17 protein-coding genes are annotated in these 21,794 nt (G+C 70.0%); 13 read left to right on the forward strand and 4 right to left on the reverse strand.

Annotated elements, in window-relative coordinates; all coding sequences use genetic code 11:
• Positions 1-120: 120 nt before the first annotated feature.
• The 3 genes from ABD767_RS03665 to ABD767_RS03675 all read right to left on the reverse strand — a co-directional run bounded on the left by ABD767_RS03665 (position 121) and on the right by ABD767_RS03675 (position 2,375).
• A complete protein-coding gene (locus tag ABD767_RS03665) occupies positions 121-876 on the reverse strand; it encodes a TSUP family transporter (RefSeq protein ID WP_103044232.1) in 756 nt (251 codons plus the stop codon).
• 80 nt (positions 877-956) lie between these two features.
• Entirely contained in the window at positions 957-1,415 is a 459-nt protein-coding gene (gene ybeY, locus ABD767_RS03670; protein WP_103044233.1) for an rRNA maturation RNase YbeY, read from the reverse strand.
• Between the two features lie 12 nt (positions 1,416-1,427).
• Positions 1,428-2,375 (reverse strand): PhoH family protein, encoded by a 948-nt coding sequence (locus ABD767_RS03675; RefSeq protein ID WP_103044234.1) that lies wholly within the window; start codon positions 2,373-2,375, stop codon positions 1,428-1,430.
• 50 nt (positions 2,376-2,425) lie between these two features.
• Here ABD767_RS03675 and ruvA point away from each other — a divergent pair, with 50 nt between their 5' ends.
• The 13 genes from ruvA (at position 2,426) to dapF (ending at position 21,044) form a co-directional block, all read left to right on the forward strand.
• Positions 2,426-2,998 (forward strand): Holliday junction branch migration protein RuvA, encoded by a 573-nt coding sequence (gene ruvA, locus ABD767_RS03680; RefSeq protein WP_103044235.1) that lies wholly within the window; start codon positions 2,426-2,428, stop codon positions 2,996-2,998.
• 10 nt (positions 2,999-3,008) lie between these two features.
• The gene (ruvB, locus tag ABD767_RS03685; RefSeq protein ID WP_103044236.1) at positions 3,009-4,085 is read left to right on the forward strand and encodes a Holliday junction branch migration DNA helicase RuvB; all 1,077 of its coding nucleotides are present in this window, start codon (positions 3,009-3,011) and stop codon (positions 4,083-4,085) included.
• 173 nt (positions 4,086-4,258) lie between these two features.
• Positions 4,259-5,662, forward strand: coding sequence for a type I glutamate--ammonia ligase (glnA, locus tag ABD767_RS03690; RefSeq protein WP_103044237.1), 1,404 nt, complete (start codon positions 4,259-4,261; stop codon positions 5,660-5,662).
• Between the two features lie 30 nt (positions 5,663-5,692).
• Positions 5,693-6,862 carry a nitrogen regulation protein NR(II) gene (glnL, locus tag ABD767_RS03695; RefSeq protein WP_344868278.1) on the forward strand — a complete coding sequence of 390 codons (1,170 nt, stop codon included), beginning with the start codon at positions 5,693-5,695 and terminating at the stop codon, positions 6,860-6,862.
• Positions 6,849-8,324, forward strand: coding sequence for a nitrogen regulation protein NR(I) (gene ntrC, locus ABD767_RS03700; RefSeq protein WP_103044238.1), 1,476 nt, complete (start codon positions 6,849-6,851; stop codon positions 8,322-8,324). Before glnL ends, ntrC begins: the two co-directional genes overlap by 14 nt.
• Positions 8,325-8,560: 236 nt before the next feature.
• Positions 8,561-8,899 carry a P-II family nitrogen regulator gene (glnK, locus tag ABD767_RS03705; RefSeq protein ID WP_103044239.1) on the forward strand — a complete coding sequence of 113 codons (339 nt, stop codon included), beginning with the start codon at positions 8,561-8,563 and terminating at the stop codon, positions 8,897-8,899.
• On the forward strand, positions 8,896-10,185 hold the full coding sequence (locus ABD767_RS03710; RefSeq protein WP_103044240.1) for an ammonium transporter: 1,290 nt from the start codon (positions 8,896-8,898) through the stop codon (positions 10,183-10,185). Before glnK ends, ABD767_RS03710 begins: the two co-directional genes overlap by 4 nt.
• A 282-nt stretch (positions 10,186-10,467) precedes the next feature.
• The gene (locus ABD767_RS03715) at positions 10,468-15,198 is read left to right on the forward strand and encodes a glutamate synthase-related protein (protein ID WP_103044241.1); all 4,731 of its coding nucleotides are present in this window, start codon (positions 10,468-10,470) and stop codon (positions 15,196-15,198) included.
• Positions 15,199-15,223: 25 nt separating this feature from the next.
• The gene (locus ABD767_RS03720; protein ID WP_103044242.1) at positions 15,224-16,690 is read left to right on the forward strand and encodes a glutamate synthase small subunit; all 1,467 of its coding nucleotides are present in this window, start codon (positions 15,224-15,226) and stop codon (positions 16,688-16,690) included.
• 10 nt (positions 16,691-16,700) lie between these two features.
• Positions 16,701-17,924, forward strand: coding sequence for an LL-diaminopimelate aminotransferase (locus tag ABD767_RS03725; RefSeq protein WP_103044243.1), 1,224 nt, complete (start codon positions 16,701-16,703; stop codon positions 17,922-17,924).
• 162 nt (positions 17,925-18,086) lie between these two features.
• Positions 18,087-19,349 (forward strand): type III PLP-dependent enzyme domain-containing protein, encoded by a 1,263-nt coding sequence (locus ABD767_RS03730; RefSeq protein WP_103044244.1) that lies wholly within the window; start codon positions 18,087-18,089, stop codon positions 19,347-19,349.
• 10 nt (positions 19,350-19,359) lie between these two features.
• Positions 19,360-20,190, forward strand: a complete 831-nt coding sequence (gene nadE / locus ABD767_RS03735; protein ID WP_103044245.1) for an ammonia-dependent NAD(+) synthetase — start codon at positions 19,360-19,362, stop codon at positions 20,188-20,190.
• A complete protein-coding gene (gene dapF / locus ABD767_RS03740; protein ID WP_344868288.1) occupies positions 20,187-21,044 on the forward strand; it encodes a diaminopimelate epimerase in 858 nt (285 codons plus the stop codon). Before nadE ends, dapF begins: the two co-directional genes overlap by 4 nt.
• 9 nt (positions 21,045-21,053) lie before the next feature.
• On the opposite strand, the gene ABD767_RS03745 is transcribed toward dapF, so the two are convergent.
• On the reverse strand, positions 21,054-21,782 hold the full coding sequence (locus tag ABD767_RS03745; RefSeq protein WP_103044265.1) for a nitroreductase family protein: 729 nt from the start codon (positions 21,780-21,782) through the stop codon (positions 21,054-21,056).
• Positions 21,783-21,794: the final 12 nt, after the last annotated feature.

The following is a 21,794-nucleotide window of genomic DNA, read 5'->3' on the forward strand; positions in this document are numbered from 1 at the left end:
GCCAGCCAGAGGCTGACCTTCTTCGTGCCGTCCAGCAGTGTGCAGGCACTGTTGGAGCCGCAGCACTCAGCCTCGATTGGGTGCGTTTTGGTGCGCCTCTCGGGCACGGCCGACTTATTCTCAGCCCCTGAGGAAGAACAGCACCGTCATCACCAGCCCGATGCCGACGATGCTCCAGCGCAGCACCGCCGGCGGCAGCCGGCGCGCGCCGCGCGCGCCCAGGTAGCCGCCCAGGGTGGCGGCGACCATCATGATCAGCGCCTCCTTCCACTGCACGATGCCGCCGGCGGCGTAGATGGCGACCGCAATCGCGGTGAGCAGCGTGGAGACCAGGTTCTTGATCGCGTTCATCGCGTTCAGCCGCGTCTGCCCGAGCAGGCCGAACAGCGCCAGCATCAGAATGCCCATGCCGCCGTTGAAGTAGCCGCCATAGCCCGACACGAGCAGCAGGCCGGCGACGGCCCTGGCGCGCGACGGATGTGCATTGGCGCTGCGCTGGCGCGTGGCCCATTGGCGCAGCTGCGGGCCGAAGGCGAACATGGCCGTGGCCAGCAGCAGCAGCCAGGGGATCAGGCGGTTGAACGCCTTGTCCGACGTGACCAGCAGCAGCGCCGCGCCGAGCACGCCGCCGACCAGCGAGATCAGCACCACTGCGCGCAGTGTCAGGCCGGGCGCGGGCTCCATGTCCTCGCGCGATCCGAAGATGCTGGCCACGTAGCCGGGCAGCAGCGCCACGGTGCCGGTGGCGTTGGCCACTACCGGTGGCACGCCGACGAAGATCAGCGCCGGCAGCGTCAGAAAGCTGCCGCCGCCGGCAACCGCGTTGAGCGTGCCGGCAAAAAACGCGGCGACCAGGAGGAGGGTGGTTTCAAGCATCTGCCGATGGTAAGAGCCCGCATGGGCGCGATTGGCGTTGCCGGGGTTGCAACTGCTTTGCCCGCGTCCGGGGCCTGACGTCACTGCATATAAGGATCGGCAAACCCCAGTTCCTGCAGGATGGCGCTCTCGTAGGCTTCCATCTCCTGCGCATCCTGTTCGCTGGTTTCGTGGTCCCAGCCCTGGGCGTGCAGCGCGCCGTGCACCAGCAGGTGGGCGTAGTGCTCTTCCAGCGTCTTGTTCTGCTCGCGCGCCTCGCGTTCGACCACGGGGGCGCACAGCACCAGGTCGGCCAGCACGGTGGGCTCCTGCTGGTAGTCGAAGGTCAGCACGTTGGTGGCGTAGTCCTTGTGGCGAAAGTCGTGGTTGAGCCGACGGCCTTCTTCCTCGCCGACGATGCGCACCGTGATCTCGGCGTCGACGGCCAGGGCGTGGCGTATCCAGCGCGCTACCTTGTGGCGCGCCAGCACGGAGCGGTGGGCGCCAGCGTCGCGGGCGAACTGCAGCGACAGCGCAAGCTGGCTCAATCGGGTGGCCATGGCGCTTTCCTTTCAGTCGGCGCCGCGGCGGCTGCGCTGCGCGTCGTAGGCGTCGACGATGCGCGCGACCAGCGGGTGGCGCACCACGTCGGCGCTGGTGAAGCGCGTCGTGGCAATGCCCTGCACGCGCTTCAAGACGCGCTCGGCGTCGACCAGGCCGCTGAGCGCTCCCTTGGGCAGGTCGACCTGGCTGACGTCGCCGGTGACCACGGCGCGGCTGCCAAAGCCGATGCGGGTCAAGAACATCTTCATTTGCTCTGGCGTGGTGTTCTGCGCCTCGTCCAGGATGACGAAGGCGTTGTTCAGCGTGCGGCCGCGCATGAAGGCCAGCGGGGCGATCTCCAGCGCGTTGCGCTCGAAGGCCTTTTGCACCTTGTCGAAGCCCATCAGCTCGTACAGCGCGTCGTACAGCGGGCGCAGATAGGGGTCGACCTTCTGCGTCAGGTCGCCGGGCAGAAAGCCCAGGCGCTCGCCGGCTTCGACGGCCGGGCGCGTGAGCACGATGCGCTGCACGGCGCTTCTCTCCAGCGCATCGACGGCGCAGGCGACGGCGAGATACGTCTTGCCCGTGCCGGCAGGGCCGATGCCGAAGGTGATGTCGTGCGTGGCGATGTTGGCCAGGTAAACGCTCTGGTTGGGCGTGCGCGCGCGCAGGTCGCTGCGGCGGGTGTTGAGCACGATGGCGCCGTCGCCTGCCTCGACCATCTGCGCGTCGCCGGCCAGCATCAGCTGGATCTGTTCGTCGCGTATCGGCCGCTCGGCCATTTCGTACAGCGCCTGCAGCAGTTCCATGGCTTGCTGCGCGCGCGCCTTGGCGCCGTCGACCTTGAACTGCTCGTGGCGGTGGGCGATGCGCACCTGCAGCGCCGCCTCGATGGTGCGCAGGTGGGCGTCGGCCGGGCCGCACAGGTGGGCCAGGCGCTGGTTGTTGTGGGGGGTGAAGTCGTGGCGCAGGATCACGCGGATAATTCCCTGGATAGCTGTTGCAAAAACTGCAACAAAGGACAGGAATGATAGGCAAATTGACAGGAACCCTGCTGGACAAAAGCCCGCCCGAGGTGCTGGTGGACTGCCACGGCGTGGGCTATGAGGTGCTGGTGCCGATGAGCACCTTCTACAACCTGCCCGGCGTGGGCGAGGCGGTGAGCCTGCTGACCCAGTTCATCGTGCGCGAGGATGCGCAGATTTTGTACGGCTTTGCCACCGCACCCGAGCGCCAGACGTTTCGCGAGCTGATCAAGGTCAGCGGCGTGGGCCCGCGCACCGCGCTGGCCATTCTGTCGGGCATTGGCGTATCCGATCTGGCGCAGGCGGTGACGCTGCAGGAGGGCGCGCGCCTGGTCAAGGTGCCGGGCATCGGCAAGAAGACCGCCGAGCGGCTGCTGCTCGAACTCAAGGGCAAGCTGGGCGCCGACATTGGCGTGCGCCCCCAGGTGGCGAGCGAAGCGCAGGCGGACATCCTGCAGGCGCTCTTGGCGCTGGGCTACAACGACAAGGAGGCGGCCGCCGCGCTCAAGGCGCTGCCGGCCGACGTGGGCGTGAGCGAGGGCATCAAGCTGGCGCTCAAGGCGCTGGCAAGGTGAGGGGCTGGCGATGAGCATCCACACCGACGACTTCGCGCCCGCACCCGCCGCTGCGCCCGCGCAGCGCGTCATCTCGGCCAGCGCCGCCGGCGGGCAGGAAGAGGCGCTGGAGCGCGCGCTGCGCCCCAAGCTGCTGGATGAATACGTGGGCCAGGCCAAGGCGCGCGAGCAGCTGGAGATCTTCATCGGCGCGGCGCGCAAGCGCTTCGAGGCGCTCGACCACGTGCTGCTGTTCGGCCCGCCGGGGCTGGGCAAGACGACGCTGTCGCACATCATCGCGCACGAGCTGGGCGTGAACCTGCGCCAGACCAGCGGCCCGGTGCTCGAAAAACCCAAGGATCTGGCGGCGCTGCTCACCAACCTGGAGAGGAACGACGTCCTGTTCATCGACGAGATCCACCGTCTCTCACCCGTGGTCGAGGAAATCCTCTACCCCGCGCTGGAGGACTACCAGATCGACATCATGATCGGCGAGGGGCCGGCGGCGCGCTCGATCAAGCTCGACCTGCAGCCCTTCACGCTGGTCGGCGCGACCACGCGCGCCGGCATGCTCACAAACCCGCTGCGCGACCGCTTCGGCATCGTCGCGCGGCTGGAGTTCTACACGCCCGAGGAACTGGCGCGCATCGTCACGCGCTCCAGCTCCCTGATGCAGGCGCCGATCGACGCCGAAGGCAGCGCCGAGATCGCCCGCCGCTCGCGCGGCACGCCGCGCATCGCCAACCGGCTGCTGCGCCGCGTGCGCGACTACGCCGACGTCAAGGGCGACGGCCGCATCACGCAGGAGATCGCCCAGCGCGCGCTGGCCATGCTCGACGTCGACCCGATGGGCTTCGACGTGATGGACCGCAAGTTCCTGGAGGCGGTGATCCATCGCTTCGACGGCGGGCCGGTGGGGCTGGACAACATCGCCGCCAGCATCGGCGAGGAGGCGGGCACCATCGAGGACGTGATCGAGCCCTATCTGATCCAGCAGGGCTTCATCCAGCGCACCCCGCGCGGACGCGTGGCCACGCTGGCGGCGTTTCGCCACCTGGGGCTGCAGGCGCCGGCCGGGCGCGGCGGGGCGGATCTGTTCGGAGGCTGACGGTACCGCGCCCGTGCCCCATCGTGGTGCACGGGCGCGCCGCCATGCACCACGATGGGCCGCGAACGCACGCCCGCACCGGGCGCGGCCGTTGGCCCCGGCGCCGTGGCCGGTAGTGGCATGGTTGTTGCATTGAAGAAAGCACCTCCTTTTCTTTCAATGGAAACACGGCCATGCCATCCAAGACCCAATCCCTGATCCAAGAGCAAGGCGCGCGCTGGGTTGACCTGCGCTTTACCGACACGCTGGGCAAGGAACACCACGTGACCTTTCCGTCCGAAGCCATGGACGAAGACGCTTTCGAGAGCGGCAAGATGTTCGACGGCTCGTCCATCGTCGGCTGGAAGGGCATCGAGGCGTCCGACATGGTGCTGATGCCCGACGACGGCACCGCCGTGATGGATCCGTTTGCGCAGGAGCCCACGGTGATCGTGCGCAGCGACGTGCTTGAACCCGCGACCATGCAGGGCTACTCGCGCGACCCGCGCTCGATCGCCCGCCGCGCCGAGGTCTATCTGCGCTCCACCGGCATTGCCGACACGGCCTACTTCGGGCCCGAGCCCGAGTTCTTCGTCTTCGACGCGGTGCGCTGGAACGCCCAGATGCAGGGCGTCAGCTACGCGATCGACTCGGCCGAGGGCGCCTGGGCCAGCGCGCAGGCCGACGGCGCCAACAGCGGCCACCGCCCGCGCGTCAAGGGCGGCTACTTTCCGGTGCCGCCGGTGGACTCGCTCAGCGGCGTGCGCACCGCCATGTGCACCGCCATGCAGGCCATGGGCCTGAAGATCGAGGTGCACCACCACGAGGTGGCCACGGCCGGGCAGTGCGAGATCGGCGTTGCGTTCAACACCCTGGTCGCCAAGGCCGACGAGGTGCAGATCCTCAAGTACTGCGTGCACAACGCGGCGCACGCGGCGGGCCGCACCGCCACCTTCATGCCCAAGCCGCTGGTGGGCGACAACGGCTCGGGCATGCATGTGCACCAGTCGTTGTTCAAGGACGGCAAGAACCTGTTCTTCGGCCCGGGCTATGCCGACCTGTCGGAGCTGGCGCTGCACTACATCGGCGGCATCATCCACCACGCCCACGCGCTCAACGCCATCACCAACCCGGGCACCAACTCCTACAAGCGCCTGGTGCCGGGCTACGAGGCGCCGGTGATGCTGGCGTACTCGGCCAACAACCGCTCGGCGTCGATCCGCATTCCGTTCGTCGCCAGCCCCAAGGCCAAGCGCATCGAATGCCGCTTTCCCGACCCGACGGCCAACCCCTATCTGTGCTTTGCGGCGCTGATGATGGCGGGGCTGGATGGCATTCGCCGGCGGCTGCACCCGGGCGACGCGATGAGCAAGAACCTCTACCACCTGCCGCCCGAGGAGGCCGCGAACATTCCGCGCGTGGCGCACAGCCTGGACCAGGCGCTGCTGGCGCTGCAGGCCGACCATCGGTTTCTGCTGGAGGGGGACGTGTTCACCGAGGACATGCTGCAGGCCTATGTGGACTGCAAGATGGAGGAGGTCGATCGCCTGCGCCAGGCGGTGCATCCAGTGGAATTCGACATGTACTATAGCCTTTGAACAACAAGGGCTGGGGTGGCGGTCGTGGGCGTGACGGATGCACAGCAGGGTGTTGCTTCTCCAGAACTCGCGCTGCACGCGCACCTGCTGGAGCACCAGTCCACGCCCGTGCTGCTGCTGGACGCGCAGCTGCACGTGCAGTGGGCCAACCACGCCGCCGAGCAGCTGCTGGCCACCAGCCTGCCGCAGCTGCGCCAGCAGCCGCTGGCGGCTTTTTTTGCGCGCGCGGACTGGGACGGTGAGCACCTGCGCCAGGCGCTGGCCACGCAGCAGCCCTATACCCAGCGCCAGGTGCAGCTGCGCAGCCCGGGCAGCACGCTGAGCGCGACGGTGGACTACACCGTCACGCCGGTGCCGCCGCTGCCCGCGGCGCCGGGCGCGCCTTCGCTGCTGCTCATCGAGCTGCAGCCGCTGGATCGGCGCATCCACATCCACCGCGAGGACAACCTCTTCACCACCAACCAGGCCACGCGCGCACTGGTGCGCGGCCTGGCGCACGAGATCAAGAACCCGCTGGGCGGCATACGCGGTGCGGCGCAGCTGCTCGAGCGCGCGCTTGCCAGCGCCGAGCTGCGCGAGTACACGCGGGTCATCATCAGCGAGGCCGACCGCCTGCGCGACCTGGCCGACCGCATGCTGGACGTGCGCAAGCCGCCGCGGCTGCGCAGCGTCAACATCCACCAGGTGCTGGAGCGGGTGCGCATGATTTTGCAGGCCGAGGTGGGCAGTGCGATTGCCTGGGTGTGCGATTACGACCCCAGCCTGCCCGAGGTCTGGGCCGACGCCGACCAACTGATCCAGGTCGTGCTCAACATCGCGCGCAACGCGGCGCAGTCCCTGCTGGAGATGCCGCCCGCGCCGGACGGCCAGCCGCCGCGCATCACGGTGCGCTCGCGCGTGTTGCGGCAATTCACCATCGGCACCCAGCGCCACCCGCTGCTGTGCCTGGTCGAGGTGCAGGACAATGGCCCGGGCATCGACGAGGCGCTGCGCGAGACGCTGTTCTACCCGATGGTGATCGGCCGCCGCTCGCAGGGCACCGGCCTGGGCCTGCCGATCGCGCAGTCCATCATGCAGCAGCACGGCGGCTTCATCGAATGCGACAGCCGCCCCGGGCGCACCGTCTTCAAGATACTGGTGCCGTTCGGCCCGCCGCCCGACCACCGCAACCCTGGAGCCGCAACGCATGCCCGCACCTGACCTCGTCTGGATCATCGACGACGACAAATCCATCCGCTGGGTGCTGGAAAAGGCGTTGCAGCAGGCGGGGCTGGCCACGCGCAGCTTCGACAGCGCCGACGCCGTGGTGCAGCAGCCGCCCGGCGCCTGGCCGCAGGCCATCGTCAGCGACATCCGCATGCCGGGCATGGACGGCCTGGCGCTGCTGGAGCACCTGCGCAGCGCCTGCCCCCAGGTGCCGGTGATCATCACGACCGCGCATTCCGACCTGGACAGCGCAATCCAGTCCTACCAGGGCGGCGCTTTCGAATACCTGCCCAAGCCCTTCGACGTGGACGAGGCAGTGGCGCTGGTGCGCCGCGCCGTCGCCCATGCGCGCGAGAGCAGCCCGGCCGCGGCGGTGCGGGCCATCTCGCAGATCGACCGGCTGATCGGCGAGGCGCCGGCGATGCAGGAGGTGTTTCGCACCATCGGGCGGCTGTCGCAGTCCGACATCACGGTGCTGATCAATGGCGAGTCGGGCACCGGCAAGGAGCTGGTGGCGCGCGCGCTGCACCGCCACAGCCCGCGCAGCCAGGGGCCGCTGGTCGCGCTCAACGTCGCGGCCATTCCGCGCGAGCTGATCGAGTCGGAGTTGTTCGGCCATGAGAAGGGCGCGTTCACCGGCGCCACCGCCCAGCGCCAGGGGCGCTTCGAGCAGGCCCACGGCGGCACGCTGTTTCTCGACGAGATCGGCGACATGCCGCTGGACGCCCAGACGCGCCTGCTGCGCGTTCTCTCCGAGGGGAGTTTTCACCGCGTGGGCGGCGTGGCCAGCGTGCGCGCCGACGTGCGCATCATTGCCGCCACGCACCAGAAGCTGGAGGCGCTGGTACGCCAGGGGCGCTTTCGCGAAGACCTGTTCTACCGGCTCAACGTCATCCGCATCCAGCTGCCGGCGCTGCGCGAGCGCCGCGAGGACATCCTGCGGCTGGCCGACTTCTTTCTGCACAAGGCCGCCGCCGAGCTGCACATGGAGCCGCGCGTGTTGCTGCCGGCCACGCAGCGCCACCTGGCCCAGCTGCCCTGGCCGGGCAATGTGCGCCAGCTGGAGAACGCCTGCCGCTGGATCACGGTGATGGCCTCCAGCCGTGAGGTGCACGTGGGCGACCTGCCGCCAGAGCTGCTGCACCCGCCCGCCGGCGAGGGCGGCGCAGCAGGTGCCGGCGACGCCACCGGCGCGCTCGCGCAGGACTGGGAGCGCGCGTTGGCGCAATGGGCCACCGACGCGCTGGCCCAGGGCCGCCACGACCTGCTGCAGCAGGCGCTGCCGGCGTTCGAGCGCACGCTGATCGGCGCCGCGCTGCAGCACGCCGCCGGCGGGCGCAGGGACGCGGCCGCGCTGCTGGGCTGGGGGCGCAACACGCTGACGCGCAAGATCCGGGAGCTGGGTCTGGGCGATGCGGCACCCGACGACGTGCCCGACGACGTGCCCCAGGATTGACGTGGCGTTGCCCCGTGCTGGTGCGGGCGCTGCCCCGCCATCGCGCACGCGGGCCGCTCTTTGCACGCTGGCGCACAGGCGCGCACGGGAAGCGCCGGCGCCGCAGAACTGGCATGAATCTCGCTAGGTCGCAAGCACAAGCTTTTGACCACAGGAGAGACCATGCAAGACCGCATCTTCGCCACTCCGGCGCCTGCCCTTTTCACCGGCGCCCCCGCCACCGGGAGGGCCACCCTATGAAAATGGTGACCGCCATCATCAAGCCCTTCAAGCTCGACGAGGTGCGCGAGGCGCTGTCGGACATCGGCGTGCAGGGCATCACGGTGACCGAGGTCAAGGGCTTCGGGCGCCAGAAGGGCCACACCGAGCTGTACCGCGGCGCCGAATACGTCGTCGACTTTCTGCCCAAGGTCAAGATCGAGGCCGCGGTCGACGACGCGCGCGTCGAGCACGTGATCGAGGCGATCGAGGGCGCGGCGCGCACCGGCAAGATCGGCGACGGCAAGATCTTCGTCTCGGAGCTGGCCCAGGTCGTGCGCATCCGCACCGGCGAGGAAGGCGGGGACGCGCTATGAGGATACCGATTGCCTTCGTGCTGCTGTCGCTGGCGTCGCTCGCCCGCGCAGACGACATGCCCGCGCCCCGGCTCGACTCGGGCGACACCGCCTGGATGCTGACCTCCACGCTGCTCGTCATCCTGATGACGATTCCGGGCCTGGCGCTGTTCTACGGCGGCCTGGCGCGCGCCAAGAACATGCTGTCGGTGCTGGTGCAGGTCTTCGTCGTCTTCGCGCTGGTCAGCGTGCTGTGGGCGCTGTTCGGCTACAGCTTCACCTTCAGCGGCGAGGGGCTGTTCCTGGGCGACGCGGGCCGGCTGTTCCTGAAGGGCATCGCGCCCGACACGCTCTCGGCCATGCTGCCGACGGTGCCCGAATACGTGTTCGTCGCCTTCCAGGGCACGTTTGCCGCAATCACCGTCGCGCTGGTCGTCGGCGCGTTCGCCGAGCGCATCCGCTTCTCGGCCGTGCTGGTCTTCTCGGCGCTGTGGTTCGCGCTCAGCTATGTGCCGATGGCGCACATGGTCTGGGGCGGTGGCCTGCTGGGGCGCGACGGCGCGCTGGACTTTGCCGGCGGCACCGTGGTGCACATCAACGCCGGCATGGCGGCGCTGGTGGGCGCGGCCATGGTGGGCAGGCGCATCGGCTTTGGCAAGGAGGCGATGACGCCGCACAGCCTGACGCTGACCATGGTGGGCGCGTCGCTGCTGTGGGTGGGCTGGTTCGGCTTCAACGCCGGTTCGGCCGGTGCGGCCAATGGCACGGCGGGCCTGGCCTTCATCAACACGGTGCTGGCCACGGCCGCGGCCACGCTGTCGTGGATGGTGGGCGACCTGCTGCACAAGGGCAAGGCGTCGATGCTGGGCGCGGCCTCGGGCGCGGTCGCCGGGCTGGTTGCGGTCACGCCGGCGGCGGGCTTCGTCGGGCCGATGGGCGCGCTCGCCATGGGCCTGGTCGTCAGTCCGCTGTGCCTGTGGGGCGTGGGCGGCCTCAAGCGCCTGCTGCGTGTGGATGACGCCTGCGACGTATTCGGCGTACATGGCGTGGGCGGCATTGCCGGCGCCATCCTGACTGGCGTGTTTGCCGCGCCGGTGCTGGGCGGCACCGGCGCTGCGGACTTTGCCATGGCCGCGCAGGTCTGGATCCAGATCAAGGGCGTGCTGCTGACGCTGGTCTGGTCGGGCGCCGCCGCGGCGCTGGCCTTCAAGGTGGCCGACCTGCTGGTCGGCCTGCGCGTGCCCGAGGAGGCCGAGCGCGAGGGGCTGGACATCGCCTCGCACGGCGAGCGCGCGTACAGCAGCTGACGCTGGGAGTCTGTCGGACTACCGGTACGCAAAACGCCGCGGCCAATGGCTGCGGCGTTTTGCTTTCGGTGCCTGCACCAGCGCGGCGCGCGCTCTTGATGCACGAATGCACTGTTTTGGTGCGCGATGCGGCCCGGCGGCGGGCCCATTGCCGGTGCGCCGCCCTGGCGTGGTGCGCCGCGCAGGCCTGGCACGGTCTTTGCAACAGGAATCGGGCAGGGGTGCCGCGGTGGCGGCGCCCGCTGGACACGAGACCTGTTCGCATTTTCAGAAGGCCCGACCATGACCCAGGTGGATCCCCAATCCCGAAGCGCCGGCGCAGCGCAGCCCGTTGCACCGGCCAGCCCCGAAGAAATCCGCACCGCCCACGCGCAGGGCCTGTACGCGCAGGCCGAGCACGACGCCTGCGGCGTCGGCTTTGTTGCGCACATCAAGGGCGTCAAGTCGCATGCCGTCGTCGCCCAGGGCCTGCGCATTCTGAAAAGCCTGGACCACCGCGGCGCCGTGGGCGCCGACCCGCTGATGGGGGACGGCGCGGGCCTGTTGATCCAGATTCCCGACGCCTTTTACCGCGCCGAGATGCACGCGCAGGGCGTGGAACTGCCGCCGCCGGGCGAGTACGGCGTGGGCATGATCTTCTTGCCCAAGGAGGCCGCCTCGCGTGAGGCCTGCATCGATGCGCTGGAGCGCGCGGTGCACGCCGAAGGCCAGGTGCTGCTGGGCTGGCGCGAGGTGCCGGTGGACGACACGCTGGAGATGTCGGACGCGGTGCGTGCAAGCGCGCCGGTGATGCGCCAGGTCTTCATCGGCCGCGGCGCCGACATCCTGGTGCCCGACGCGCTCGAGCGCAAGCTCTACGTGATCCGCAAGACCGCGTCGGCGCGCATCACCGCGCTGGCGCTGACCCACGGCGCCGAGTACTACGTGCCCAGCATGTCGTGCCGCACCGTGATCTACAAGGGCCTGCTGCTGGCCGGCCAGGTCGGGCGCTATTACCTTGATCTGCAGGACGAGCGCGTGGTGTCGGCACTGGCGCTGGTGCACCAGCGTTTCTCGACCAACACCTTCCCCTCGTGGCCGCTGGCCCACCCCTATCGGATGGTGGCGCACAACGGCGAGATCAACACCGTCAAGGGCAACTTCAACTGGATGCGCGCGCGCCAGGGGCAGATGCGCTCGCCGGTGCTGGGCGCGGATCTGCGCAAGCTCTACCCGATCACGCTGGACGGCCAGTCCGACACCGCCACCTTCGACAACACGCTGGAGCTGCTGGTGATGGCCGGCTACCCGCTGGCGCAGGCGGTGATGATGATGATTCCCGAGGCCTGGGAGCAACATACGCTGATGGACGCGCAGCGCCGCGCCTTCTACGAGTACCACGCCGCGATGCTGGAACCCTGGGACGGCCCGGCAGCGATGGTCTTCACCGACGGGCGCCAGATCGGCGCGACGCTGGACAGGAACGGCCTGCGCCCGGCGCGCTTCGTCGTCACCGACGACGACCTGGTCGTGCTCGCGTCCGAGGCCGGCGTGCTGCCGATTCCCGACGAGCGCATCGTGCGCAAGTGGCGGCTGCAGCCCGGGCGCATGTTTCTGATCGACCTGGAGCAGGGCCGCATCGTCGAGGACGACGAGATCAAGAACCTCTACGCGTCGGCGCGCCCCTACCGCCAGTGGATAGACAACGTGCGCATCCGGCTCGACGGCATTGCGGTGGAAGCTGCCGATGCAGAGCCGGCGCTGCCCGCGCCGCTGCTGGACTGCCAGCAGGCCTTCGGCATGAGCCGCGAAGACCTGAAGCTGCTGCTCGCGCCGATGGCGCGCGGCGACGGCGAGGGCATGGGCTCCATGGGCGACGACGCGCCGCTGGCCGTGCTGTCCGAGCGCAGCAAGCCGCTGTACGACTATTTCCGCCAGCTGTTCGCGCAGGTGACCAACCCGCCGATCGACCCGATCCGCGAGGCGGTCGTGATGTCGCTGGTCTCGTTCATCGGCCCGCGCCCGAATCTGCTGGACATCAACGCGGTCAACCCGCCGATTCGCCTGGAAGTGCTGCAGCCGGTGCTGGACTTTGCCGACATGGCGCGGCTGCGCGCGATTGCCAGCCATACCGGCGGCAAGCTGCGCAGCGGCGAGATCGACATCACCTATCCCGCCGCCTGGGGCGCGCAGGGCATCGAGGCGCGGCTGGCCGCACTGTGCTCGCGCGCGGCCGAGGCCATCGAGTCGGGCTGCAACATCCTGATCCTGACCGACCGGCACATGGACCGCGAGCATGTGGCGCTTCCGGCGCTGCTGGCGCTGTCCGCCATCCACCACCACCTGGTGCGCACCGGGCTGCGCACCGCGGCCGGCCTGGTGGTGGAGACCGGCAGCGCCTGGGAGGTGCACCACTTCGCGGTGCTCGCCGGCTACGGCGCCGAGGCGGTCCACCCCTGGCTGGCGCTGCAGACCGTGGCCGACCTGGCGCCCGCGCAGGGCGTGAGCGCGCAAGCGGCGGTGGAGAACTTCACCCACGCGGTCGGCAAGGGCCTGTCCAAGACCATGTCCAAGATGGGCATCAGCACCTATATGTCGTACTGCGGCGCGCAGATCTTCGAGGCCGTCGGCCTTCATGAATCGCTGGTGCGCGCCCACTTTGCCGGCACGACCAGCCAGATCGGCGGCATCGGCATCTTCGACCTGGCCGAGGAAATGCTGCGCAACCACCGGCTCGCGTTTGGCGGCGATGTGCTGCGCGACGGCATGCTGCCCGATGGCGGCGAATACGCCTGGCGCGCGCGCGGCGAGGAGCATATGTGGACGCCCGACGCCATCGCCCTGCTGCAGCACGGCACGCGCGCCGGGCGCTACGAGACCTTCGAGGAGTACGCAGCCATCATCAACGACCAGAGCCGGCGCCACATGACGCTGCGCGGCCTGTTCGAGCTGCGCATCGACCCGGCCAAGGCCATTGCGCTCGATGAGGTCGAGCCCGCGGCCGAGATCGTCAAGCGCTTTGCCTCCGGTGCCATGTCGCTGGGCTCGATCTCGCCCGAGGCGCACACCAACCTGGCGATCGCGATGAACCGCATCGGCGGCAAGAGCAACACCGGCGAGGGCGGCGAAGACCCGGCGCGCTACCAGGGCGAGATGCGCGGCATCTCGATCACCAAGGGCACGCGCCTGTCGCAGGTGCTGGGCGGCGTGGTCGAGGCCGACTACGCGCTGCAGGACGGCGACAGCCTGCGCTCGCGCATCAAGCAAGTGGCGTCCGGGCGCTTTGGCGTGACCACCGGCTACCTGGTGTCGGCCGACCAGATCCAGATCAAGATGGCGCAGGGTGCCAAGCCCGGCGAGGGCGGGCAGCTGCCGGGCAAAAAGGTCTCGCCCTACATCGGGCGGCTGCGCCACTCGATCCCGGGTGTCGGGCTGATCTCGCCGCCGCCGCACCACGACATCTATTCCATCGAAGACCTGGCGCAGCTGATCCACGACCTCAAGAGCGTGAACCCGCGCGCCGACGTCTCGGTCAAGCTGGTATCCGAAGTCGGCGTGGGCACCGTGGCCGCGGGCGTTGCCAAGGCCAAGGCCGACCACATCGTGATCGCCGGCCACGACGGCGGCACCGGCGCCTCGCCCTGGTCGTCGATCAAGCACGCCGGCACGCCCTGGGAGCTGGGCCTGGCCGAGACGCAGCAGACGCTGGTCCTGAACCGCCTGCGCGGGCGCGTGCGCGTGCAGGTGGACGGCCAGCTCAAGACCGGGCGCGACGTCGTCATCGGCGCGCTGCTGGGCGCGGACGAATTCGGCTTTGCCACCGCGCCGCTGGTCGCGTCGGGCTGCATCATGATGCGCAAGTGCCACCTGAACACCTGTCCGGTGGGCGTGGCCACGCAGGACCCGGTGCTGCGCCAGCGCTTCACCGGAACGCCCGAGGACGTGGTCAACTTCTTCTTCTTCGTCGCCGAGGAGGCGCGGCGCATCATGGCGCAGCTGGGCGTGCGCAGGCTCGACGAGCTGATCGGCCGCGCCGACCTGCTCGACACCCGCGCCGGCATCACGCACTGGAAGGCGCGCGGGCTGGACTTCAGCCGCGTGCTGGCGCTGCCCACCGCGCCCGACAGCGTGGCGCGCCGCCACGAGGAGCAGCAGGACCACCAGCTTGGGCGCGCGATCGACATGGAGTGGATGGACGCGATGCGCGCCGGCCTTGCCCGCGGCGGCCAGGTGCGCATCGACGCCGAGGTGCGCAACGTGCACCGCACCGCAGGCACGCTGCTGTCGGGCGAGCTGATCCGGCTGCACCCCGACGGCCTGGACGACGACCGCGTGCGCATCGAGGCCAGCGGCACCGGCGGCCAGAGCTTCGGCGCCTTTCTCGCCAAAGGCATCACGCTGCGCCTGACCGGCGAGGCCAACGACTACACCGGCAAAGGCCTGTCGGGCGGGCGCATCGTGGTGCGCCCGGGCAGCACGTTTGCGGGTGACGCGACGCGCAACATCATCGTCGGCAACACCGTGCTGTACGGCGCGACCTCGGGCGAGGCGTATTTCTGCGGCGTTGCCGGCGAGCGCTTCGGCGTGCGCCTGTCGGGCGCCAGCGCTGTCGTCGAGGGCGTGGGCGACCACGGCTGCGAATACATGACCGGCGGCACCGCCGTGGTGCTGGGCGCCACAGGGCGCAACTTTGCGGCCGGCATGTCGGGCGGCATCGCCTATGTGTACGACGAGGACGGCGCGTTCGCCGCACGCTGCAACACCGCGCAGGTGGCGCTAGCCCCCGTGCTTGCCGCGCCGGCGCAGGCCGCGGCGGACATCCCGCTGCACCAGGATCTGGCCGACGAGCTGCTGCTGCTGTCGCTGCTGCGCTCTCACGCGCAGTGGACGGGATCGGCCCGCGCCCGCGCCATCCTGGCCGACTGGCCCGCCGCCCGCGCGCGCTTCGTCAAGGTCTTTCCGCACGAATACCGGCACGCGCTGCAGGCGCACATGCTGCGCGCCGCAGAGCAGCCCCTGCCCGCAGCGGCCTGAGCAGAACGCAGAAAGCGAGAACACCATGGGAAAAATCACCGGCTTCCTGGAACTGGAGCGCATCGAAGAGACGTATGAGCCCGTCGAGGCCCGCGTGCGCCACTACAAGGAGTTCGTATACCCGCTGGCCGCTGACAAGGCGCGCCAGCAGGGCGCGCGCTGCATGGACTGCGGAACGCCGTTTTGCAGCAGCGGCTGCCCGGTCAGCAACATCATTCCGGACTTCAACGACCTCGTGTACCGCGACGACTGGAAGCGCGCGCTGCAGGTGCTGCAGTCCACCAACAACTTCCCCGAGTTCACCGGCCGCATCTGCCCCGCGCCGTGCGAGGCGGCGTGCACGCTCAACATCAACGCCCAGCCCGTGGGCATCAAGTCCATCGAGCACGCCATCATCGACCGCGGCTGGGCCGAGGGCTGGGTGCGCCCCGAGCCGCCCCGGGTGCGTACCGGCCGGCGCGTCGCCATCGTCGGCTCCGGCCCCGCGGGGTTGGCCGCCGCGCAGCAACTGGCGCGCGCCGGGCACGAGGTGGTGCTGTTCGAGAAGAACGAGCGCGTCGGCGGCCTGCTGCGCCTGGGCATTCCGGACTTCAAGCTCGACAAGTCGCACATCGACCGCCGCGTCGAGCAACTGGTCGCAGAAGGCGTGCAGATCCGCACCCACACGCTGGTCGGCGACTGGCCGGCAGACAGCAAGGTCACCAACGGCGCGACCGAGACCGTCAGCGCCCGGCAGCTGCAGCAGGAATTTCATGCCGTGCTGCTGACCGGCGGCGCCGAGCAGTCGCGCGACCTGCCGGTAGCGGGGCGGGAGCTGGCCGGCGTGCACTTCGCGATGGAATACCTGCCGCAGCAAAACCGCGTCAACGCCGGCAGCGCGGTGGCCGGGCAGATCGTCGCGCGGGGCAAGCGCGTCATCGTCATCGGCGGTGGCGACACCGGCTCGGACTGCGTTGGCACCGCGCGCCGCCAGGGCGCGGCCGACGTGGTGCAGTTCGAGCTGATGCCGATGCCGCCGCTGCACGAGGACAAGGCGCTGACCTGGCCGTACTGGCCGTACAAGCTGCGCACCTCGTCCAGCCACCAGGAGGGCTGCGAGCGCGAGTTTGCGATTGCCACCAAGGAGTTCATCGGCGAGGGCGGGCGGCTGACTGCGCTCAAGACGGTGCAGCTGCGCCGCGAAGGCGGCCAGTTCGTTGAGGTCGAGGGCAGCGAAAAGCTCTGGCAGGCCGACCTGGTGCTGCTGGCCATGGGCTTCACCAACCCGGTGGCCAGCGTGCTTGCCAGCTTTGGCGTGGCGCTGGACGCGCGCGGCAACGCCCGTGCCGGCACCGACGACGCGACCGGCTACGCCACCAGCGTGCCCGGCGTGTTTGCCGCAGGCGACATGCGTCGCGGCCAGTCGCTCGTCGTCTGGGCGATCCGCGAAGGCCGCCAGGCCGCGCGCGCCATCGACTTCTATCTGATGGGCCAGACCCATCTTCCTCGTTGAGAAAGCAGCCATGATCCGCATCAATCCGCACTACCAGAAGCTGCAGGCGAGCTACCTGTTCGCCGATATTGCGCAGCGCGTGCGCGCCTTCCAGCAGCGCCGCCCGGACGCCGGGCTGATCCGCCTGGGCATTGGCGACGTGACCGAACCGCTGCCGCCCGCCTGCGTTGCCGCGCTGCACGCGGCCGTGGACGAGCTCGCGCAGGCCGACACCTTTCGCGGCTACGGCCCCGAGCAGGGCTACGACTTCCTGCGCGAGGCGATCGCGCGCCACGACTTCCAGGCGCGCGGCGCGCAGATCGATGCCGACGAGGTCTTTGTCAGCGACGGCGCCAAGTGCGACGTCGGCAACATCCAGGAGATCTTCGCCACCGACATCCGCGTCGCGATTCCGGACCCGGTCTACCCGGTCTACGTCGACACCAACGTGATGGCCGGGCGCACCGGCGCCGCGGTGCAGGGCCGCTACCAAGGCCTGGTCTACCTGCCATGCACGGCGGCCAACGGCTATGTGCCGCAGCTGCCCGACCAGCCGGTGGACTTGATCTACCTGTGCTCGCCCAACAACCCCACCGGCGCGACGATGACACGCGCGCAATTGCAGGCCTGGGTGGACTGGGCGCGTGCGGCCAAGGCGCTGATTCTGTTCGACGCGGCGTACGAAGCCTTCATCCGCGACGACGGCCTGCCGCACTCGATCTACGAGATCCCGGGCGCGCGCGAGGTCGCCATCGAGATGCGCAGCTACTCCAAGACCGCCGGCTTCACCGGTCTGCGCTGCGCCTACACCGTCGTGCCACGGGACTGCATGGCCTGGTGCGACACGGGCGAGCCGGTGGCGCTGCACGGCCTGTGGACGCGCCGGCACACGACCAAGTTCAACGGCGTGTCCTACCCGGTGCAGCGCGCCGCCGAGGCGGTCTACTCGCCCGAAGGCCGGCAGCAGACCCGCGCGCTGACCGACGGCTACCTGCGCAACGCGCAGGCGATCCGCGCCGGCTTTCAGGCGCTGGGCCTGCCCTGCACCGGCGGCGACAACTCGCCCTACATCTGGGTCGACACCGGCCGCGACGCCTGGGCGTTCTTCGATCTGCTGCTGGACAAGGCCGCCGTCGTCTGCACCCCGGGCGCAGGCTTCGGCCGCTGCGGCCAGCGGCATGTGCGCATCAGCGCGTTCAACAGCCAGGCCAACGTCGAGGCCGCGATGCAGCGCATCGCCCGCGCGCTGGCGTGATCTGGTGCCAACTCCCTCCCCCTCTGGGGAGGGCAGGGGTGGGGGCCGGCGACGCCCGCGCCACCATGCCGGCAGGACGCCGGCGCTCCACCGGCCCCCATCCCCACCTTCCCCCAAAGGGGGAAGGTGCAAGACAGCCATCCACTGATCCGAAAGCCCGATATGCCCGCATCTCCCTCCCTGCGCCAGCGCCTGTACCCGCTGCTGCCCCAGATCGCCGAGCACTTCGGCACGCCGTTCCACCTCTACGACGAGGCCGGCATCCGTACCACTGGCGAGCGGTTGAACCGCGCCTTTGCCGGCGTGCCCGGCTTTCGCGAGTACTACGCGGCCAAGGCGCTGCCCAACCCGCGCATCCTGGCAATCGCGCGCGAGCTGGGGTTTGGCTTTGACTGCAGCTCGGTGGCCGAGCTGCAACTGGCGCGCGGCATTGGTGCGCGTGGCGACGATTTGATGTTCACCTCCAACAACACCGCGCCCGACGAGTTCGACGCGGCGCTGGCGGACGGCGGCAGCATCCTGAACCTGGACGACGTCAGTCTGGTCGCCAAGCTGCCGCGCATGCCCGAGCGGATCTGCTTTCGCTACAACCCGGGACCGGCGCGCAGTGGCAACGCCATCATCGGCAACCCGGTCGAGGCCAAGTACGGCGTGCCGCACGAGAGAATCGAAGACGCATTCCGCGCGGCCATCGCCCGCGGTGCAAAACGCTTCGGCCTGCACACCATGCTGGCGTCCAACGAGCTGGACTACCGCTACATGGTCGAGACCATCGCCATGCTGCTGTCGGTCGTGCAGACGCTCAGCGACAGGCTTGCGATCCGTTTTGACTTCGTCAACATGGGCGGCGGCCTGGGCATTCCCTACCAGCCGCATCAGGCGGAGTTCGACGTCGAGGCGCTGGGCGCGCAGGCGGCCGGGCTGTTCGCGCAGTTTCGCGCGCAGCACGGCTGGGCGCCGGCGCTGCACATGGAGAGCGGGCGCTACGTCACCGGCCCGCACGGCGTGCTGGTCACGCGGGCGATCAACCACAAGCACAGCTATCGCGAGTACGTCGGCGTCGACGCCTGCATGTCGGCGCTGATGCGCCCGGGCATGTACGGCGCCTACCACCACATCGACGTGCCCGGCAAACCGGCCGGGGCGGGCGACGTGCCGGTCGACGTGGTCGGCGCGCTGTGCGAGAACAACGACAAGTTCGCGGTGCAGCGGCCGCTGCCGTCCATCGACGACGGCGACCTGCTCGTCATTCACGACACCGGCGCGCACGGCCACGCGATGGGCTTCAACTACAACGGGCGGCTGCGCCCGCAGGAACTGCTGCTCACCCGTGACGGGCGCGTCGAGCGCATTCGCCGCGCCGAGACGCTGCAAGACCACTTTGCTACGCTGGACTTCCCGCCCGACACCTGGCCGCCACGCTGAGGAGCCCGCCATGCACCCGACACAACAAGCCATCATCGACAGCCTGCGGGTCACCCCGCCGTTTGCCGGCCCCGCCGACGTGCAGGCGCAGATCGCGCGGCGCGTCGCCTTCATCCAGGCGCAGCTGCGCGCCAGCCACACCCGCACGCTGGTGCTGGGCATCAGCGGCGGCGTCGACTCGTCGGTCGCCGGGCGGCTGGCGCAGCTGGCGGCCGAAGGGCTGCGTGCCGAGACCGGCGACGGGCGCTGGCGCTTCATCGCGGTGCGCCTGCCGTACCGGGCGCAGTTCGACGAGGCCGACGCGCAGGCGGCGCTGGCTTTCATCCGCCCCGACGAGGTGCGCACCGTAGCCATCGAAGGCGCGGTCACGGCATTGGCTGCGCCGCTGGCCGACCTGCTGCAGCCGCTGGCCACGCCCCAGCACGACAGCGTGCTGGGCAACATCAAGGCACGCGTGCGCATGGTCGCGCAGTACGCGATTGCCAACGCCACCAACGGTCTGGTCATCGGCACCGACCACGCGGCCGAGGCAGTCATGGGTTTTTTCACCAAGCACGGCGACGGCGCCTGCGACCTGGAACCGCTGGCCGGCCTGGTCAAGGGCCAGGTGCGCGCGATCGGCGAGGCGCTGGGCGCGCCCGAACACCTGGTGCGCAAGGTGCCGACGGCCGACCTGGAGGACGGCCGCCCCGGCCTGCCCGACGAGGCGGCGCACGGCGTGCGCTACGCGGCAATCGACGCCTTTCTGCACGGCCAGAGCGTCGATGCGGGCGACTTCGAACGCATCGTGCGCGCCTTCGAGGCCACGCGCCACAAGCGCGCGTTGCCCGCCACGCCATGACGGCGCACCGCCCGGCACTGCGCTTTGCCAAGATGCACGGCCTGGGCAACGACTTCGTGGTGATCGACGCGACGCGCAAGGCAGTTGCGCTGCAGCCGGATGAGATCCGCGCGATGGCCGACCGGCATTTCGGCGTCGGCTTCGACCAGCTGCTGCTGGTCGAGCCCGCACCGCACGCTGGCGTGGACTTTGGCTACCGCATCTTCAACGCCGACGGCGGCGAGGTCGAGCAGTGCGGCAATGGCGCGCGCTGTTTTGCGCGCTTCGTGCGCGACCGGGGCCTGACCGACAAGGACCGCATCCGCGTGCAGACGCGCGCCGGCGCCATCGAGCTGCAGGTGCTGGCCGGCGGCGAGGTGCGCGTGGACATGGGCGCGCCGCGCTGGCTGCCGGCCGAGATTCCGTTCGCGGCCGACGCGCCCGCGCTGCGCTACCGCGTCGACGTGCAGGGCCAGCCGGTGCAGCTTGCCGTCGTCAGCATGGGCAACCCGCACGCGGTGCTGTGCGTGGCCGACGTGGACAGGGCGCCGGTGGCGCAGCTTGGCCCGCTGCTGGAGCGCCACGCGCGCTTTCCGCAGCGGGTCAACGTCGGCTTCATGCAGGTGGTGGCGCCGGGCCGCATCCGCCTGCGCGTATACGAGCGCGGCACCGGCGAGACGCTGGCCTGCGGCACCGGTGCCTGCGCGGCCGTGGTGGCCGGGCGGCGCCTGGGGTTGCTCGACGCCTGCGTGCGCGTTTCGCTGCCGGGCGGCGATCTGTCGATCACCTGGCAGGGCGAGGGCCACACCGTGCTGATGGATGGGCCGGCCGCGTGCATCTACGACGGCCGCTGGCTCGCGCCGCAGCCGCGGTAGGCGCGTGGTTCAACCCCCGCCCAGCACCGTGAAATACGACGCCAGCGGCTCGCGCGCGGTGCGCGTGGCGTTGACCGGGTGGGCCGGGTCGGCGTGGCCCAGCGCCACGCCGCAGACCACCTTGTGCGCGTCGGGAAGCGCCAGCACGCTGCGCACCGTGTCCGGAAACGACGCGAACGCACCGATGGCGCAGGCGCCCAGGCCGCGCGCATGCGCGGCCAGCAGCAGCGCGTGCAAGGCCATGCCCAGATCCATGTAGCAGCCCGCGCCCATCGCGGCGTCGATGGTGACGATCAGCGCCACCGGCGCGCCGAAGAAGCGATAGTTGTCCTCGAAGTGGCGCTGGCGCGCCGCCGCATCGCCGCGCGCAATGCCCAGCTGTCCGTACAGCGCCTGCGCCGCCGCCACCTGGCGCTTGCGCAGCTGCATCGGCATCGGGCGGGGAAAGTAGTCGTAGTCCTCGGCCTGCTCCGGGCCGTGGCGGCTGGCGTGGACTACCGCGTCGCTCAATTGCTGGCGCAGCGGCTGTTGCACCAGCCAGAAATGGCCCGGTTGCAGATTGGCGCCGCTGGGCGCCTGGCGCGCGGTCTGCAGCAGCGACTGCACGCAGTCCAGCGGCACCGGCGTGGGCAGAAAGGCGCGCACCGAATGGCGGGTGCGCGCAAGCGCGTCGTGGGCGGTTTGCACGGCGTGCGCGGCGGTGGCGCCCGCCTGTGCGGGCAGAGCGCGCGCCGGCATCGGAAGGTCGAA

It is taken from the genome of Comamonas faecalis (assembly GCF_039538025.1).
In the GTDB taxonomy this organism is placed as follows: Bacteria; Pseudomonadota; Gammaproteobacteria; order Burkholderiales; family Burkholderiaceae_C; genus Comamonas_C; species Comamonas_C faecalis.